The organism is Aliiglaciecola sp. 3_MG-2023, assembly GCF_030548205.1.
In the GTDB taxonomy this organism is placed as follows: domain Bacteria; phylum Pseudomonadota; class Gammaproteobacteria; order Enterobacterales; family Alteromonadaceae; genus Aliiglaciecola.
Window position 1 is genome coordinate 94,832 of record NZ_JAUORV010000014.1, and the last position, 15,866, is coordinate 110,697.

The 15,866-nt window shown below is 42.4% G+C and carries 15 protein-coding genes; 14 read left to right on the plus strand and 1 reads right to left on the minus strand.

Going from position 1 to position 15,866, the window contains the following annotated elements; all coding sequences use genetic code 11:
* Positions 1-34: 34 nt before the first annotated feature.
* Positions 35-511, minus strand: a complete 477-nt coding sequence (locus Q4574_RS15730; RefSeq protein ID WP_303475195.1) for a MarR family winged helix-turn-helix transcriptional regulator — start codon at positions 509-511, stop codon at positions 35-37.
* 207 nt (positions 512-718) lie between these two features.
* On the opposite strand from Q4574_RS15730, the gene Q4574_RS15735 reads away from it, so the two are divergent.
* The 14 genes from Q4574_RS15735 to Q4574_RS15800 all read left to right on the plus strand — a co-directional run bounded on the left by Q4574_RS15735 (position 719) and on the right by Q4574_RS15800 (position 15,863).
* Positions 719-3,022 (plus strand): TonB-dependent receptor, encoded by a 2,304-nt coding sequence (locus tag Q4574_RS15735; RefSeq protein ID WP_303475197.1) that lies wholly within the window; start codon positions 719-721, stop codon positions 3,020-3,022.
* Positions 3,023-3,187: 165 nt separating this feature from the next.
* Complete coding sequence (locus Q4574_RS15740; RefSeq protein WP_303475198.1) at positions 3,188-4,495, plus strand: MFS transporter; 1,308 nt, start codon at positions 3,188-3,190, stop codon at positions 4,493-4,495.
* 207 nt (positions 4,496-4,702) lie between these two features.
* The gene (locus Q4574_RS15745) at positions 4,703-5,848 is read left to right on the plus strand and encodes an amidase (RefSeq protein WP_303475200.1); all 1,146 of its coding nucleotides are present in this window, start codon (positions 4,703-4,705) and stop codon (positions 5,846-5,848) included.
* Positions 5,841-6,989: an acyl-CoA dehydrogenase family protein gene (locus Q4574_RS15750; protein WP_303475201.1), complete on the plus strand. Its 1,149-nt coding sequence runs from the start codon at positions 5,841-5,843 to the stop codon at positions 6,987-6,989. The genes Q4574_RS15745 and Q4574_RS15750 overlap by 8 nt, the downstream gene beginning before the upstream one ends.
* Positions 6,990-7,064: 75 nt before the next feature.
* Positions 7,065-7,424 (plus strand): IacB protein, encoded by a 360-nt coding sequence (locus Q4574_RS15755; protein ID WP_303475203.1) that lies wholly within the window; start codon positions 7,065-7,067, stop codon positions 7,422-7,424.
* A gap of 18 nt (positions 7,425-7,442) precedes the next feature.
* Entirely contained in the window at positions 7,443-7,964 is a 522-nt protein-coding gene (locus tag Q4574_RS15760; protein WP_303475205.1) for a nuclear transport factor 2 family protein, read from the plus strand.
* Between the two features lie 8 nt (positions 7,965-7,972).
* Positions 7,973-9,259, plus strand: coding sequence for an aromatic ring-hydroxylating dioxygenase subunit alpha (locus Q4574_RS15765; RefSeq protein ID WP_303475206.1), 1,287 nt, complete (start codon positions 7,973-7,975; stop codon positions 9,257-9,259).
* An 11-nt stretch (positions 9,260-9,270) separates the two neighbouring features.
* Positions 9,271-9,753, plus strand: a complete 483-nt coding sequence (locus Q4574_RS15770) for an aromatic-ring-hydroxylating dioxygenase subunit beta (RefSeq protein ID WP_303475207.1) — start codon at positions 9,271-9,273, stop codon at positions 9,751-9,753.
* A 9-nt stretch (positions 9,754-9,762) separates the two neighbouring features.
* Complete coding sequence (locus tag Q4574_RS15775) at positions 9,763-10,515, plus strand: SDR family NAD(P)-dependent oxidoreductase (RefSeq protein WP_303475209.1); 753 nt, start codon at positions 9,763-9,765, stop codon at positions 10,513-10,515.
* A gap of 19 nt (positions 10,516-10,534) precedes the next feature.
* Positions 10,535-11,491, plus strand: a complete 957-nt coding sequence (locus Q4574_RS15780; protein WP_303475211.1) for a PDR/VanB family oxidoreductase — start codon at positions 10,535-10,537, stop codon at positions 11,489-11,491.
* Between the two features lie 98 nt (positions 11,492-11,589).
* Positions 11,590-11,781, plus strand: a complete 192-nt coding sequence (locus Q4574_RS15785; protein ID WP_216050392.1) for a 2-hydroxymuconate tautomerase — start codon at positions 11,590-11,592, stop codon at positions 11,779-11,781.
* A 34-nt stretch (positions 11,782-11,815) separates the two neighbouring features.
* Positions 11,816-12,748 carry a flavin reductase gene (locus tag Q4574_RS15790; protein WP_303475214.1) on the plus strand — a complete coding sequence of 311 codons (933 nt, stop codon included), beginning with the start codon at positions 11,816-11,818 and terminating at the stop codon, positions 12,746-12,748.
* A 126-nt stretch (positions 12,749-12,874) separates the two neighbouring features.
* Complete coding sequence (locus tag Q4574_RS15795; RefSeq protein WP_303475216.1) at positions 12,875-14,128, plus strand: NRAMP family divalent metal transporter; 1,254 nt, start codon at positions 12,875-12,877, stop codon at positions 14,126-14,128.
* Positions 14,129-14,231: 103 nt separating this feature from the next.
* A complete protein-coding gene (locus Q4574_RS15800) occupies positions 14,232-15,863 on the plus strand; it encodes a thiamine pyrophosphate-dependent enzyme (RefSeq protein ID WP_303475218.1) in 1,632 nt (543 codons plus the stop codon).
* Positions 15,864-15,866: the final 3 nt, after the last annotated feature.

Genomic DNA, 15,866 nt, shown 5'->3' on the forward strand with positions numbered 1-15,866 from the left:
GGCCTAGAGTTCAGTAAGTGTTGCCTGTATTAAACTAAGCTTCGTCTAAATTGAGGAACAGCTTTTGTAGTGTGCTGTTGAAAGTTTCTATTTGATCTGCGCTGAAATCTTCATAAATATTATCGAAGAGTTTTTGCGAGTTCTCGATAATATTAGCAATCACTGTTTTGCCTTTTTCAGTTAGCTCTACAATTGAGACTCTTCCGTCATTTTTGCTGGTGCGGATAAGAACAAGCTCTTTCTCTTGAAGATTATAGGTCGCTCTTGTAATGGTCGGGGTTTTCGCTACCGCATGGGTAGCAACCTCGCTAACGCTTAAGGTGCCCATTTCACGAAGAATCATCAAAATACGCCAGGCAGTAAGGTTAATTCCTTGTTTTTTAAGGGACTTTTCCATTCTCATGGAATAGGCGCTGCCTACTCGCATTAGCCAATAAAAGGGGTATTGCTGGAATTCAAAACTCTCAGAGGCAGGTTTGAATTTATTTAGTTTATCAGTATTTTTTTTCATATATTCAACATGTTAGTTACATTTTTAACACAATAAAGCACGCAATATTACTTGATAAAAAACGTAAAATACAATCATATTTTTTAAAAACAACCATCTTCGAATAAAAATAAAACAATTATCGTTGAGTTTTTACTTGACATGTAACGTAATAACTCATACAAATTAAAAGTAGAATAATTAGAACATAACCATTGGAGCACAATTATGTCACTCAACTGCAAGCTAAATAAAATAACTAGAACGATATTTAATGCACGTATTCCCGCGTCTTTAGCCGTCGTTTCAGCTATCGCTATCGCCCCTGTACATGCTCAAGAAGACGAGGCTGCTGCTGACAGCAAGTCTGGTATTGGTGCAATGTTGGAAAAGATACAAGTTACAGCGCGTAAGCGTGAAGAGAGTTTGCAAGAGGCTCCATTGTCATTGACCGCTTTTTCAGGAGACGGTCTTGAAGCCCGAGGTATTGAAAATGTGTCTGAAATAGGTGGTGTAACGCCTAACCTGACATACCAAAATAGCCCAGGCGCAGGTGGTTCATCATCTGTTGCTACGGTTTATATTCGTGGTGTAGGGCAACGTGATTTCTTAGGAACAATTGATAACGGTGTGGGTTTTTACGTAGACGGCGTTTATATTGCTCGGACCGTTGGTGCCACAGTTGATTTACTCGACGTTGACCGTGTTGAAGTTTTGCGTGGACCTCAAGGTACTCTGTTTGGTCGAAACAGTGTGGGTGGTGCAGTAGCCCTTTACAGCAAAAAGCCCACAGAAGATTTTGAAGGTTATGTGGATGCAACCATAGGTACTGATTCACTGGCGAAACTAAAAGTATCGGTAAACGGTGCACTGACTGACACCTTGTACGGTAATTTTTCTGCCTTAAGTGCGACGCAAGATGGATATGTTAGCCGTCCTGCAGGCGGAGATTTAGGCGATGATGATATGTTGGCATTTCGCGGTTCTTTGCTTTGGGAAGCATCGGATGATGTCGAAGTTAACTTAATTCTTGATCACAGCACTGAAAATGAAAACGGTCCCGCATTTGAAATTGCTGACGCCGGTACCTTGGTTGATGGTTCTTTCGCGGGCTTTTACAACAATGTCACTCAGGCTGAAACCTGTGGTTATCCAGCGGGTATTACTTCTACTGATCCTATTTGTTACAACAATCAATATGCCACTGAAGGTGAGAACTTAGGTACGGCTCCTACCTACTCAGATACCACTGCATGGGGTGCAAACTTACAAGTTACTTGGGACATCAACGATAATCTGCAATTGAAATCGATTACCGCTTATCGTGACTTAGATGCTGAGTTTGCCAGAGACGCCGATGCGTCACCATTAACCGTCGTCCACTTTTATGATTCATTCGAAGCGTCGCAGTTTACCCAAGAAATTCAATTAATGGGTTCGACTGAAGATGACAAGTTGAACTGGATTACCGGTTTATACTACTTCGATGAAGAGGGTAACAACCGAAATATTAATGATTTTGCCATTGCTAACTTCGACAGTGATAATGATTTCACCACCACAAGTTCGGCGATTTATGCTCAGGCAACTTATAGTTTTACTGAAAAGTTAGATTTAACCGTAGGTCTCAGATATTCCGACGAAGAAAAAACTTTCGACCCAACTCAAGTGGTTATCAGCAACAATATTGGTCTTGAAGATGGTTCACTGCTGCTTCCTCTTGGTTTAAATTCCATTGATGTGCAAGAAACCACACCAATGGTTAACTTAGCCTATAAAGCGACAGATGAGCTAATGGTATATACCTCGTACACGGAAGGTTTCCGTTCTGGTGGTTTTGTACAACGTATATTCCCAGCGTTGGATACGGTACCGTCATTTGGCCCTGAATACGTTGAGTCATATGAACTTGGATTCAAATACGATAGCAGCGATAGACCTTTCTCAATCAATGGTGCTGTTTTCCAAATGGATTACACTGATATTCAGGTAAGAACTCAAAACCCGGGTTTTGTTGGTTTCTTCGAAGCTAACGTCGGTAGCGCTGAAATTTCAGGTTTTGAACTTGAATCTAAACTCGCCTTTGCTGATTACTGGTTTATTGAAGCTGCGGTTGGATACACAGATGCGAAATTTACCAATATTGACGTAGAACCGCCTCTGGCTGCAGTTGTCACCGTTGATAGTAAGTTTGACCATGTTCCAGAATGGTCAGGTAACGTCAGTTTGGCTCGTGATGTGGAGTTTGAAAATGGTTCACTTGTTACCGCTCGCTTGAGCGCAAATTACCATACTGAATATTACAATAACCCAGACAACACAGATGGCATCATCACACCTGAAGTGACCATTGTTGATTTAACGGTTTTATGGCGTTCGCCTGATGAAACCTATGGCGTAGACTTTGGACTGAAGAACCTAACGGATGAAAAATATATCACCGCAGGTTATGAGTCTAATGTTGGTACAACTGAGATCATCAGAGATCGCGGTCGCCAATGGTATGCCTCTTTTAGATACAGCTTTTACTAAGCAAGTTAAGCAAGGTTATCCGCAGCAGAGAAGAATTTGAGCATCTCAAATACTTCTCTTGTTTGCTGCGCTCGTAAATGCAAGGTTGTTACATTAGCACTTTAAGGGCGCACTTAATCGAGCATTTTTACAAAGTGAATTCACTTGCCAATGAAAGAGCAATGTATGAAAGAAGGTCAAGCTATACAATCATTTGAGCATATTTTGGATGATGGAAAATTATCTACTACTCAAATACTCGTCGTATTAATTTCATTTCTATTAATGATATTAGACGGCTTCGATATCACCTCAATGTCCTTTGTTGCACAGCGCGTTAGTGAACAATTGCAAATAAACCCCACCAATTTAGGTTTGGTTTTCAGTGTAACGCTGGCTGGCATGATGTTGGGCGCAATGTTAATTGCCCCTTATGCAGACAAAATCGGTAGGCGGAAAATGTTGATTGCTAGTGTGATAGCAATCGGTATTTCAATGTTTTTAACTGGCTTGGTCAGCGCCTTTTGGCAATTAATCGTACTGCGCACTATTACAGGTTTAGGTGTGGGTAGCATGTTAGCCAATGTGACGGCATTAACATCAGAATACACTCCGACTAAATATCGAAGTTTTAGCGTGGCTATTATCTCTGCAGGTTTCCCGTTAGGTGCCACTATTGGCGGTATTATAGTGGTGCCGATTTTACCCCTTTATGGATGGGAAATTGTGTTCTTTACTTTGGGACTTGTGACGTTACTCATGGCCGTCGTGGTGTATTGTGTTGTGCCGGAATCATTGCAGTTTTTGAAAACGCAAGGAACCCCAAGCGCTTTGAGTCGAGTCAATGAGTTATTGCTCAAAATGCAGCGTAGTCCAATACCTGAATTTGTTGAAGATAAACAATTTAAAATTAGTAAAGCCAGTGTGTTTAGCTTATTGAGTCCGCAATTTAGAACCAAAACTTTACAGTTGTGGCTGACATTCTTGTTTGTGTTTATTTCCCTTTACTTTCTATTAAGTTGGTTACCCAAGTTGGTTATTAATGAAGGCTTAAGTGAGTCAGACAGTGTTTTTTCTGCTGTGGCATTAAACGGAGGTGGGGTAGTTGGCTCGCTTCTTTTAGGATGGTTTGCAGCAAACATAGGGTTGACTAAGTTAATTGGTATCTTTTTATCCATATCTGGTTTAGCGATGCTTTCATTTGGCTTTTTATTTGAATATATGAACTTGTTTGTTCTGCTGTTTATCATCGGGTTTTTATTACTAGGTGCATATGTTGGATTGTATTCAACGTCGGCAAAAATGTATCCAACAGAGGTACGGGCAACAGGCATTGGCTGGGCACTAGGGTTAGGACGATTTGGTGCGGTAATTGGCCCATACGTTGGCGGCTTACTAATTACCTACGGTTTTAGTATGGAGCTCAATTTTGTGGTTTTTGCTATGCCATTGATATTAGCCGCGGCTTTTGTTTTTCAACTACGAGTTCGATGATAATAACCTTTATAGCCAGTTAATTTCTGCTGGCTAGCCTCTATTTCTTAAATTTAGATTCGCTCGAAAACAACTAATCCCATTGTTAGATAGGACTATTTCTTTTGTCATTATCAATGGAATTATTACATAAATAATTACTTGAATAATCATGTAAATTAAATTAGTCTTTAAACATTAGTATTCGAAACCAAGGCATTAAAGAGTATGTGTGTATTTACCAAAAAATTTGAAATTGGCACAAATACCCAATTGGTTGCGGGTATCAAAGATAATATTGATGTGGCTGGTTTCGTTACCGAAGCCGGTAGCAAAGCCCTTAGTCAAAATGCTAAGGCCACAAAACATGCAGACGTTGTGGAAACTATGTTGTCATCTGGTGTGAAATTAGTCGGTAAGCTAAATATGCATGAGCTGGCATACGGTATGACCGGTGTTAACCCTCATCTCGGTACTCCCACTAACTATTTCTACCCTGACTATATCCCTGGTGGATCATCGAGTGGATGTGCCGTTGCAGTTGCTGAAATGAAAGTGGATTTCAGTATCGGCACAGATACCGGTGGTTCAATTAGAGTGCCTGCTGCGTGTTGCGGTGTATTTGGTTTTAAACCTACTTTTGGACGAGTGAGTCGCAAAGGGGTCTTGCCCGTCGAGTCAACGTTAGACTGTGTTGGCCCCTTAGCTTCCACGGCGGATAAGTTAATTACAGCAATGGGATGTATTGATAGTACCTTTGCCCCTGTTTCCATCGATAGACCGATTAAACTGGCGCGGGTAGAAGTCGCCGCCGACGACCAAATAAATCAATTAGTCAATGAAGCCATTGATAACGAAAGCGTCGAATTGGGTCATACCGCCTTACCTTTAATAGAGGACGCATTTGATGCTGCTTTGAAATTAATGAATTTTGAAATGTGGCAAGCGTTCGGTGACTTACTCAATACCGCTGAGTTGGGCAGCGATATCGAAATGAGATTGCAAGGGGCAAGTCAAATTGACCCTAAAATCGTCTTTGAAGCTGAAACTATTAGACAAAATTTCAGCCAGCAAGTTGACGATGCATTAATAGGTGTTGATGCCCTCGTATTACCAACACTGGCCTCTTTCCCACTTAAACGTGTGGATGCATTAGCAGGTAAAAACGACCTTATGATTAGCTCTTTAACCAGACCTTTCAATTTGTCTGGGCATCCTGCCATTACTATCCCATTGACTAACGAATTGGGAAAACCGGTAGGAATGCAGCTGGTAGGTGCCAAAGGAAATGATGAACTACTTTGCGAAATAGCTAGAAAATTAAGCCGTCCGAATAACAACAACACTGAAAGTGTGGAGAAAAACGATGTATAAAAATTCAATGGATATGACCCAGTGGGGTGGACCGGAAAAAGTAAATGCACTACTCGCTGATATTCGCGCCCGCAGAGGTGAATTCGAAGAGCAGCGTTTTATTTCAAATGATGTTGTTGAACAATTTAAAGATATTGGAATTTATCGCTCTTTTGTACCTGAAGAATTTGGTGGTAGCGGCAAAACTCCAAGCGAATTTTTAAAGGCCATTGAAACTATTTCTGCTGCAGATGGTTCAGCTGGATGGGTTGCCAGTTTTGGTATGAACCCTGCGTATTTAGCGGCATTGCCCATGGATACGCTCAAAGAAGTATGGAAAGAGTCAGCGGATATCGTTTTTGCTGGAGGTATTTTCCCACCACAAAAAGCAAAAAAGGTCACTGGCGGATACATAGTCAACGGTCGTTGGCAATTTGCTAGCGGCTGCATGGGCGCATCATTATTGGGTGTAGGTGTTATGCCAGATGATGGCAGCAAATTACCTAAAATGGCTGTTATGCCTGCAGATAAAGTTAAAATTGAAAAAACTTGGAACGTTCACGGCATGGTTGGAACGGGCAGTTTCGATTTAATTGTTGAAGATGTGTTTGTACCCGAAGAATGGACCTTTGTTCGTGGTGGAACACCCACTGTCGACACGCCGTTTTTTAAGTACCCTTCATTGTCATTTGCCGCGCAAGTTTTGTCTGTGACCGCTTTAGGTATTGCTCGTGACGCTATAGATGTGGTGGTTACATCTGCTAAAGGCCGAAAATCCGTTACTGGCGCACCTAACTTAGGTGAGCGTCATTATGCACAAATAGATATCGCCAAAGCTGAAGCTAAAGTGCGTTCATCCAGAGCGTTCTTCTATGAAGCTACTGACGAAGTTTGGGACGCAATTATGCAAGGCGATGAGCCAACTAAAGATCAAATTAGTCTCATTCGCTTGGCAACTACAAACGTGGCACGAGAATGTGCCGAAGCCACTCGCATTGCTTATCAATTGTCTGGCATGCAAGGAGCGTATGTTGATCACCCCTTATCTCGTTGCTTAAGAGATGCACATTTGGTCACTCAACATGCCTTTATGGGCGAGGTGACTTACCAAAATGCCGGGGCGATCATGTTTGGACACCCACCGTTTCCCGGATATTTATAATTTTAGAACTTATCAAGTCAGCATTTTTAAACGTAATTATTAAAAAAATAATAAACCCCATTGGAGGAAAATATTATGAGTGAATCAACTTCCCATCGCGTGTTGTTTTGTATCGGCGTGAATCAAAATTTTATGGACTCTACAAAAGAGGTCATGGGTGATGTTTGGCAAGCCTTTAGTGCCATGATGAAAGGCATTTCTGAGTTACCTGGTGTTAACGTGCTAGGCATTATGGACGATGATCGTATTCAAGTGGGTCCATCGGCTTCTGCGCCATGGACAGCCTATATTATGGCTGATGTTCCTGACCTCGAAACTGTGATTGCTGGCTGTGATTTCTTCCGTTCAACGCCAGTTGGTGATGGTACCTATAGCTTGTGGAAATATTGCAAAGTAGAAGCTCGCATTGGCCGCGAACTTGTTGTTCCAAGCTAACCTTTTGGAGCAATAATCATGATCTCATTACAACAATTAGATGCCTTGCAACAACGACTCTTCACTTTAGAGAATGAGAAAAGAGTGAGTGCCTGCATGAATCAATATATGCACCTTTGCGACGATTTAGCGCCAGGCTTTGAGCTTAAAATCTTAATGGATCTTTTCACTGAAGAGGCTATCTGGGAAGGCAAAGGTCAGCGTTATGCCAAGACTTTTGGCCGCTATGAAGGCAAAGCTGCCATTGAAGCTATGTTTGCTAAATATGCGACTTTGCCGGGGCATTTTAATTTGAATGTGCATCTGTTGGGTAATGAAGTTATTTCAGTTGACGGTAACAAAGCGACCGGAACGTGGTTACTCATGCAGCCTTCAGATTTTGTTGATGGTCGTTCACAGTTAAGTTGCGCAAAAATTACCGCAACATTTGAGCTAACTGAGCAGACTTGTCAAATATCTCACTTTGTTACTGAAAATAAATTCAGTCGTCCTATGGCTAAGCCATGGGATAACAGCGCGGCATTGCCAGTGCCAGAATAGGACCTCTCATGAATACAGAAATTAAAGTAAAAAACCTAAACAGTACGGCTGATTTAGTACTGGAAGACAGAGTTCATAAATCCTTGTACTCAAACCCAGAAATTTTCGATGAAGAACTAGATAAAATCTTCAACAATACTTGGGTATGGGTTGCCCATGAAAGCGAAGTGCCTGAAGCAGGTTCATACAAAACTGCATCAATAGGCCGCCAACCTGTCATTGTGGTTCGCGACCGCAAAAAGAACATCCATGTCATGCTCAATCGTTGTCGTCACAGAGGGGCAACGGTTTGTGAAGGGAAATCTGGTAAAACCAAAGCCTTCACTTGCCCTTATCATGGTTGGGGATATGGTTTAGACGGCAGTTTACGTGCTCTACCGAAACCAGAAGAATATGAAAATATTCTTGATAAAGCCGAATTTGGGCTAGTTAAAGTGCGTACCGAGTCTTATAACGGAATGATCTTTGCTACCTTAAAAGATGATTTAGAGTCCCTCGATGAACATTTAGGCGGCGCCAAAAAGTGGATTGATTTATTTATGAAGCAGGGCGGTGGTTATCCTCTGCAAACCTTAGGCGATCACAGATTCAGATTTCCGGGTAACTGGAAGATCCAATTAGAAAATACCACTGATGCTTACCACTTCCCCATAGTGCATAAGTCATTTATTGCTTCGGTTGATGAAGAAGCCGCCGAAGTGTTTGATTTTCTTGATGGCGAAGGTTATGTGGAAGACTTAGGTAATGGTCACAGTGTTATGGTGATGATCCCTGAGCTGGTAGATTTAGAAGAAAATCTGGATGAGCCAATTCCTGAACGTTTTGAAGATTTGGCAAAAAGCTTAGCTGATGAAGGCCATTCAGATGAAGAAGTTCGTCGCTTGGTCAGAGCGGTGGGCGGTAGCGGATTTAATTTGAATTTGTTCCCGAATATTGCGTGTTCAATGGCGTTTTTCCGTAACTTAGTGCCTATCAGTGCAAATGAAACTGAAATTCATCATATTGCCATTGGTGGTAAAGGTGCCCCACAAGCTTTCAATCAAAAGCGTATTCGCTTACATGAACATTTCCAAGGGCCTATGGGCTTCGGTACACCAGATGATGGTGAAGCTTGGGAACGTGTTCAAGCGGGTTCAATGGCTGGAACTGATGGCTGGATCATGGTGAATCGCGGAATGTCTAAGTTATCTACTTCTGCTGATGGCAATGTTAAAGGGGCAGTATGTTCTGAAACCGGAATGCGTGCAGCGTATCAGAAATATAAACAAATGATGTCTGTGGAAAGCGGAAAGTAAGGAGCAATAAAATGAAATTAGATACGCAATTATTAGCCGATGTCACTGCTTTTCTGAACATTGAAGCGGACATGCTAGATAACAAAGAATACCTACAATGGTTAGATCTATGGCTAGAATCGGGATTGTATATTGTGCCCGTTGAACACAATGCCACTGACTACGCCAATACTCTCAATGTGGCATACGATGATGATGAAATGCGTAAATTACGTATTGAACGTTTAACCAGCGGTGATGCTATTTCTACGCAATTAGGCGAAAAAACCGTGCGTACTATGTCGCGCTTTCGGATCCTAGACGATATTGATGGCTTTGTAAGAGTGCGCTGTGCATATAGTTTGTATGAGAACAACAAAAACGGCTTGCGTATTTATCCTGCGAACTTGCAATTTAAGTTAGTTCGTGACGGTGGCAGCTTTAAAATTGCTGAAAAGATCGTCAAAGTGATGAAATCAAGCGAGCATCTGACCACTGTCAATTACTTGTTTTAAGGGGCTGATATGAGTACCAACAAAAAAGTGGCGTTGGTCACCGGAGCTGCCCAAGGGTTAGGCTATGTGATTAGTGAGTCTTTATGCAAAGCAGGTTACTCGGTGGTGATGAGTGACGTGGACGTGTCTATGGCCGCCGAAGCCGCTAAGGTACTTGATCCCACAGGGGAGAAGGTCGTTGCCACTAAACTTGACGTATTAAGCAAAGACGATTTTGTTAACGGTTTAGCTTTTACAACTGAAACTTTTGGGGACTGCAACGTATTAGTGAACAACGCCGCAATGACGCCTACAACGCCACTAATGGACATCAGCCCAGAAGAGTTTAGCCAAGTGTTAGATATTAATTTACGGGGTAACTTCATTGGTAGTCAGGTGTTTGGACAATATTTTGCTGACAAAGGGTTTGGTCGAATCATCAATTTAGCCTCTCTTGCCGGGCAAATGGGCGGTACAGCCTCTGGCGCTCATTATGCTGCTTCGAAAGCCGGTATTACCACCTTAACGAAAATCTTTGCCAGACAGTTTGCCGACAAAGGTGTGACCGTTAATGCAATTGCCCCAGGCCCGGTAGATGTGCCTTCTGTGAGAGACAAAGTTCCAGCAGATAAACTTGAACATATTATTAATAACATGATCCCCGTTAAGGCGATGAGTAACCCTGAATTTATCGGCTCAATGGTCGTAATGTTGGCAACCGAAGAAGCAAATACGGTCACAGGTGCCACTTGGGATATTAACGGTGGAATATACATGCGTTAAGCATGACTAGGAGAATCTTGTGGATAATGAACTAATCGACGTTGTAATAAAGTCTCGAACTGAACAAGGCGCGGGTATCGCTGTCATGGATTTGGTCAGTGCCAATGGTGAATCTTTGCCTGCTTTTTCTGCCGGCGCTCACATTGATGTGCATTGCGGAGATGATTTAATACGTCAATACTCGTTGTGTAATGATCCAGCATCAAGTGAATCGTATCGAATCGGTGTGCTGAATGATCCTAATTCTCGTGGCGGTTCGGCTAAAATTCATGCTGAATTTGCCGAACAACAACATATTAAAATTAGTGCACCACGGAATCATTTCCCCCTTAATTTAGACGCACAGAAAAGTATTCTTGCGGGTGGTGGAATAGGTATAACGCCAATGATCGCCATGGCGTATGAATTGTTAAAGGCGAATAAAGAATTTGAGCTTCATTATTGTACTCGTACTAAAGGCGCAGGTGCTTTTGAGGAAGAGTTAGTTGCTACTTTCGGTGATCGAGTTTGCTTCCATTATGATGATCAAGATAAATCTCAGTTGTTCTCCCCACAAACCACCTTTGGCTCACCGCAATCAGATACCCATATCTATGTATGTGGCCCTACTGGATTTATGGATTGGGTGATAAACAGTGCCAAAGAATTGGGGTATCCGTCGGAGCAAGTTCACTTTGAATACTTTAGTGCTGAGGTTGATACATCCGGTGATAGCTTTGAAGTCTACTGTGAACAAAGTGATGTCACAGTGACGGTAGGAAGCGAGGATACGATTGCTAAAGCCCTTAGAAAAGTAGGTGTGAAAGTGAACATGTCTTGTGAGGAGGGTGTGTGCGGCACCTGCATAACCGACGTCATCGAGGGTATTCCTGATCACCGAGACCATTTTTTAACTGACGAAGAAAAAGAAGACAACGACCAAATCGCATTATGTTGTTCTCGTGCTAAATGTGAACGTTTAGTGATTGATATTTAATATTATTACCGAATTTCGTGCGTTTTTGTCTAGCTAAGCTAGTGCACCTTAAACAATGGTTTATTAAGGGAAAAGCGCCATCAAAAATGGAGTCAACTATGCCAATAGTAAATGTAAATATGATGGAAGGTCGCTCAGTTGAGCAAAAAGAAGCATTAATCAAAGCGGTTGCTGAAGCCGTGATGGATTCCATTGGTGCGCCGGAGGAAAATATTCGGGTGATCATTAGTGAATATCCAAAAGCCCATTGGGGAATAGGGACGTTACCGGCCCATAAAGCCGGGCGCTAGTCACTCATCAGATCAAAACGTTAGGACAAAAATTATGACAGAGACTAAGTTTGATAAACGAGATTTTAGAACCGCGTTAGGCCAGTTTCCTACTGGGGTAACCGTGATCACCACTGTTGATGAAAATGGTTCTCCCATTGGTTGTACGGCGAGCAGTTTTAACAGCGTATCCATTGACCCCGCACTCGTCTTGTGGAGTATTGATAAAGGCGCATTCAGTAAATCCATTTTTGAAAGTGCAGAATATTTTGCGATCAACGTGTTAAGTGAAAATCAGGTTGAAATCTCGAATAAGTTTGCAGGAAGAGGAGAAGATAAATTTAAAGATGTCTCCTTTTCCAAAGGTCTAGGCGGCGCGCCGTTGCTAACAGGATGTGGTGCACAATTTGAGTGTAAAACCTGGAAGGTTTACGAGGGGGGCGATCACCTGATTATTGTCGGTGAAGTGCTTAAATACAAACACGATGATTCACTTACACCTTTGGCATTCTCTCGGGGTAGTTACGCCATCACCTCAGCTCATCCAAGTGGTAATGTGCAGAGAGAGCAAGCAGAAACTGGTAATGAATTTTTAGATAACTATTTGTTATATTTAATGAATTCTGCTATTTCTAAGTACCGTCAAGATTTATATCCGAAATTAATTGATGGCTGTGATGTGACTCCAGAGCAGTGGCGGGTGGTCACGATTTTGTCAAACACCCCAGTGCATACCCTGAAGACTCTGTCAATTTTGGCCATGCAGCCATTGGAAGATTTAAGTGAATCAGTGGATACCCTCAAAGAAAGAGGGGCATTGACGGTTATAGACGACAAGCTTGTTCTAACAGATGGGGGCATGGCGTTACAGAAATCCTTACTAGAAGTTGCTGCTCAGCATGAAGAACATATGTTGAGTGACCTAAGTTCTGAGCAAACCAATGTACTCAAAACGGCGTTGAAAAGTATCATTGAAATGGAAAGCTAAAAAGCAGTCAAAAAGGTGATGCTAGATCACCTTTTTGGCTGTGTGATGATCGAATAACCTTCTAGCGAGCACATGTTTCAATATATTTAATAGCTTCACTTAAGAATAATAAAAGAGAAAGTAAATATGAAAGGAAAATATAGCTCGTTCCTGAGTGTCTTAGGACCGGGAATTCTGTACGCAGCAGCGGCAGTAGGAGTCTCTCATTTAGTCCAGTCTACCCGTGCCGGAGCAGATTATGGCTTAGGGCTAACATTTATTATTATTTTAGCCTGTTTAGTCAAATATCCAGCCCTACGTTTTGGTGGTGAATTTGCCGCATCTACGGGTAAAAACTTGATCACAAGCTACCGCACAGCGGGATGGTTTATATTTGCGATTTTTGCCTTCGCGGAAATTTTTAGCATGGTTTTTGTGGTCGGCGCCATCGCGCTTTTCACCCTAGGCTTATTTCAAGCGGCCTTTGATTTTTCGGTTAATCCAGTCCTAGGTGTCAGTGTTTTGCTGTCGGTTATCGCGTTATTTTTGATTAGCGGCCACTACAGCCTATTAGAACGATTAACCAAGTATATTGTTTCCTGTTTTACCCTACTAATTATTATTACGGTGTTTTTGGTCGCAGGTAAAATGGAATGGTCTCCTTCAGTTTTCGCCATTCCTGCTATCGATTCCTCAGTCATTCTTTATGTGGTTGCGTTGATAGGTTTCATGCCTTCACCAACCGATGGTTCAGTGACCCAATCCCTATGGACTTGCGCTCGAGCAGAGGATACGGGGAAGTTGCCAACACCCCGGGAAGCCCGCCTAGATTTTAACGTGGGTTATGTGATGAGCGTGTTGTTGGCTCTGTGTTTCTTAGTTCTTGGCACCGGCTTAATGAACAATACCGGAGTGGCTATTGAAGCGAGTAATTCCGGCTTCTCACGGCAGCTAATGGCACTTTTTACCCAAACAATTGGTCCTTGGAGTTTCCCACTCATTGCGACTATTGCCATCTTCGTGATGTTCTCAACGCTGTTCGCGGTGGTTGATGGAATGACACGCGTGCTGGTTGGAATACTTGATAGCGGCGTTAACCGCCCTGAATTAAACCTGAATTCTAAGAAAAATTATAACATTGCCATGATCATATTGTGTATTGCGGCAATTCTGATTTTGGCGACGATGCTGAAGTCTTTCGCTACCTTTATCGATATTACTTCGGTCATTGTCTTTGTTATCAGCCCTATTTTGGCCTACTTGAATCATCGTGCAATGTGGAGCGAGGCTGTTCCTGAAGCGTTGCAGCCAAGCCGGTTTATGAAAATGTGGAGCTTGTGCGGGGTGTTTATCTTAACCACTTTCACGCTCATCTATTTTTACTATCGCTTATTTGCATAACGTTCTCATTTCGCATTTGTGGTTTAGATTTCTGCAAATGCTAAAACTGAATAATTTTTGACATCTAAATATAAATAAAAACATCAATGGAAGTTATTAGACTATGACACAAATTACCTGCTCAGACGCCATCATTCAATATCTGATTAAAAATGGTGTCGATACTATTTTTGGCATACCTGGTGCCCAAACCTATGCTTTTTTTGATGCACTCAGTCGATATCAGGACAAAATTAAATTGGTCGTGACTCGGCATGAACAAGGTGCTGGCTACATGGCTTATGGCTATGCCAAATCTACTGGAAAAATAGGCGTATATTGTGTGGTTCCAGGCCCTGGAGTACTCAATTCAACAGCGGCATTGTGTACCGCACATAACACTCCGGTATTATGCATCACCGGTGAAGTTCCTAGTGAGTTTGTGGGAATCGGACACGGCATGCTACATGAGCTTGATGATCAACTTGGGATCCTAAAAGTGCTGACCAAATGGGCTGCGCGCATCAATCATTCTGTAGATGCACCAGCCATCATGTCTAATGCATTTACGCAACTTAGTTCCGGTCGCAAGCGACCAGTGGCAATAGAAGTGCCGATGGACATTTTTGGGCAAAAAGCCAATGTCGATGTGAATTTTCCTGCCATTCCAAGCCCAGCTTATGAGCCTCTTGATAAGAAAATCAAAGCTGCAGTCGAGGTTATACGAAAAGCAAAAAATCCGATGATAATGGTGGGTAGTGGTGCGGTTGATGCCAAAGATGAAATACTGAAATTAGCGAAATTACTGCAAGCACCAGTAGTGTCATTCAGAGGAGGTCGAGGCATTGTCAGTGATGATTCGCCTTATGGGTTTAACTGTGCTGCGGGGTATAAGCTGTATTCAGAAGTAGATGTAATGATTGGCATTGGCTCTAGAATGGAATTACCCGCGTTTCGTTGGCAAACCGGGGTGGCTACATGCGAATTGGTACGGATTGATATTGATCCTACACAACTGACTCGTTTACGTGGTGATGTGTCTATTGTTGCAGACGCGACCTTAGCGACTCAAGCTTTGTTAAATGTTTTAGAAGAAGATGCCACGGCTCGTCCTAGTAAAGAAGCCTATTTTAATGAAATCAAAGCACAAAGCTGGCAAGAAATTCAAAAAGTTCAACCGCAAATGACCTATCTAAACATCATTCGAGATGTTATGCCAAGAGACGGTTTTATCGTAGAAGAAATTTCCCAAGTTGGCTTTACATCTTGGTTGGGCTTTCCAGTATATGAGCCTCGCCATCTTGTTACTTGTGGTTACCAGGGCAACCTTGGCCACGGCATTCAGACGGGTATGGGGGTGAAAGTCGCTAACCCTGACAAAGTTGTGATGTCTATTGCCGGTGATGGCGGGTTTATGTTTGGCGTGCAAGAGTTAGCCACCGCTGTACAATTTAAGATTGGACTGATAATTCTGCTGTTTAACAACAACGCCTACGGCAATGTGAGACGGGATCAAATTAACTTTTTTGATGGCAATGTAGTGGGTTCCGAATTGACCAACCCTGATTTCGTTAAACTGGTTGAGAGTTTTGGTGCCAAGGCTTATCAATCCAATTCACCTGAACACTTCAAAGAATTACTCGAACAAGCTGTTGTCGATTCAGAAGATGGTCCGGTTGTGATTGAAATACCCTGTGAACGCGGCAGCGAAGCGTCGGTATGGGAATTCTTGATGCCAGCTGGATACGGTAATTAAACT

Bases quoted from the DNA above. Each gene is read 5' to 3' on its own strand.
- Q4574_RS15800 (WP_303475218.1), top strand. From the start codon at position 14,232: ATGACACAAATTACCTGCTCAGACGCCATCATTCAATATCTGATTAAA.
- Q4574_RS15775 (WP_303475209.1), top strand. From the start codon at position 9,763: ATGAGTACCAACAAAAAAGTGGCGTTGGTCACCGGAGCTGCCCAAGGG.
- Q4574_RS15760 (WP_303475205.1), top strand. From the start codon at position 7,443: ATGATCTCATTACAACAATTAGATGCCTTGCAACAACGACTCTTCACT.
- Q4574_RS15735 (WP_303475197.1), top strand. From the start codon at position 719: ATGTCACTCAACTGCAAGCTAAATAAAATAACTAGAACGATATTTAAT.
- Q4574_RS15745 (WP_303475200.1), top strand. From the start codon at position 4,703: ATGTGTGTATTTACCAAAAAATTTGAAATTGGCACAAATACCCAATTG.
- Q4574_RS15765 (WP_303475206.1), top strand. From the start codon at position 7,973: ATGAATACAGAAATTAAAGTAAAAAACCTAAACAGTACGGCTGATTTA.
- Q4574_RS15730 (WP_303475195.1), bottom strand. From the start codon at position 511: ATGAAAAAAAATACTGATAAACTAAATAAATTCAAACCTGCCTCTGAG.
- Q4574_RS15755 (WP_303475203.1), top strand. From the start codon at position 7,065: ATGAGTGAATCAACTTCCCATCGCGTGTTGTTTTGTATCGGCGTGAAT.
- Q4574_RS15795 (WP_303475216.1), top strand. From the start codon at position 12,875: ATGAAAGGAAAATATAGCTCGTTCCTGAGTGTCTTAGGACCGGGAATT.
- Q4574_RS15785 (WP_216050392.1), top strand. From the start codon at position 11,590: ATGCCAATAGTAAATGTAAATATGATGGAAGGTCGCTCAGTTGAGCAA.
- Q4574_RS15790 (WP_303475214.1), top strand. From the start codon at position 11,816: ATGACAGAGACTAAGTTTGATAAACGAGATTTTAGAACCGCGTTAGGC.
- Q4574_RS15770 (WP_303475207.1), top strand. From the start codon at position 9,271: ATGAAATTAGATACGCAATTATTAGCCGATGTCACTGCTTTTCTGAAC.
- Q4574_RS15750 (WP_303475201.1), top strand. From the start codon at position 5,841: ATGTATAAAAATTCAATGGATATGACCCAGTGGGGTGGACCGGAAAAA.
- Q4574_RS15740 (WP_303475198.1), top strand. From the start codon at position 3,188: ATGAAAGAAGGTCAAGCTATACAATCATTTGAGCATATTTTGGATGAT.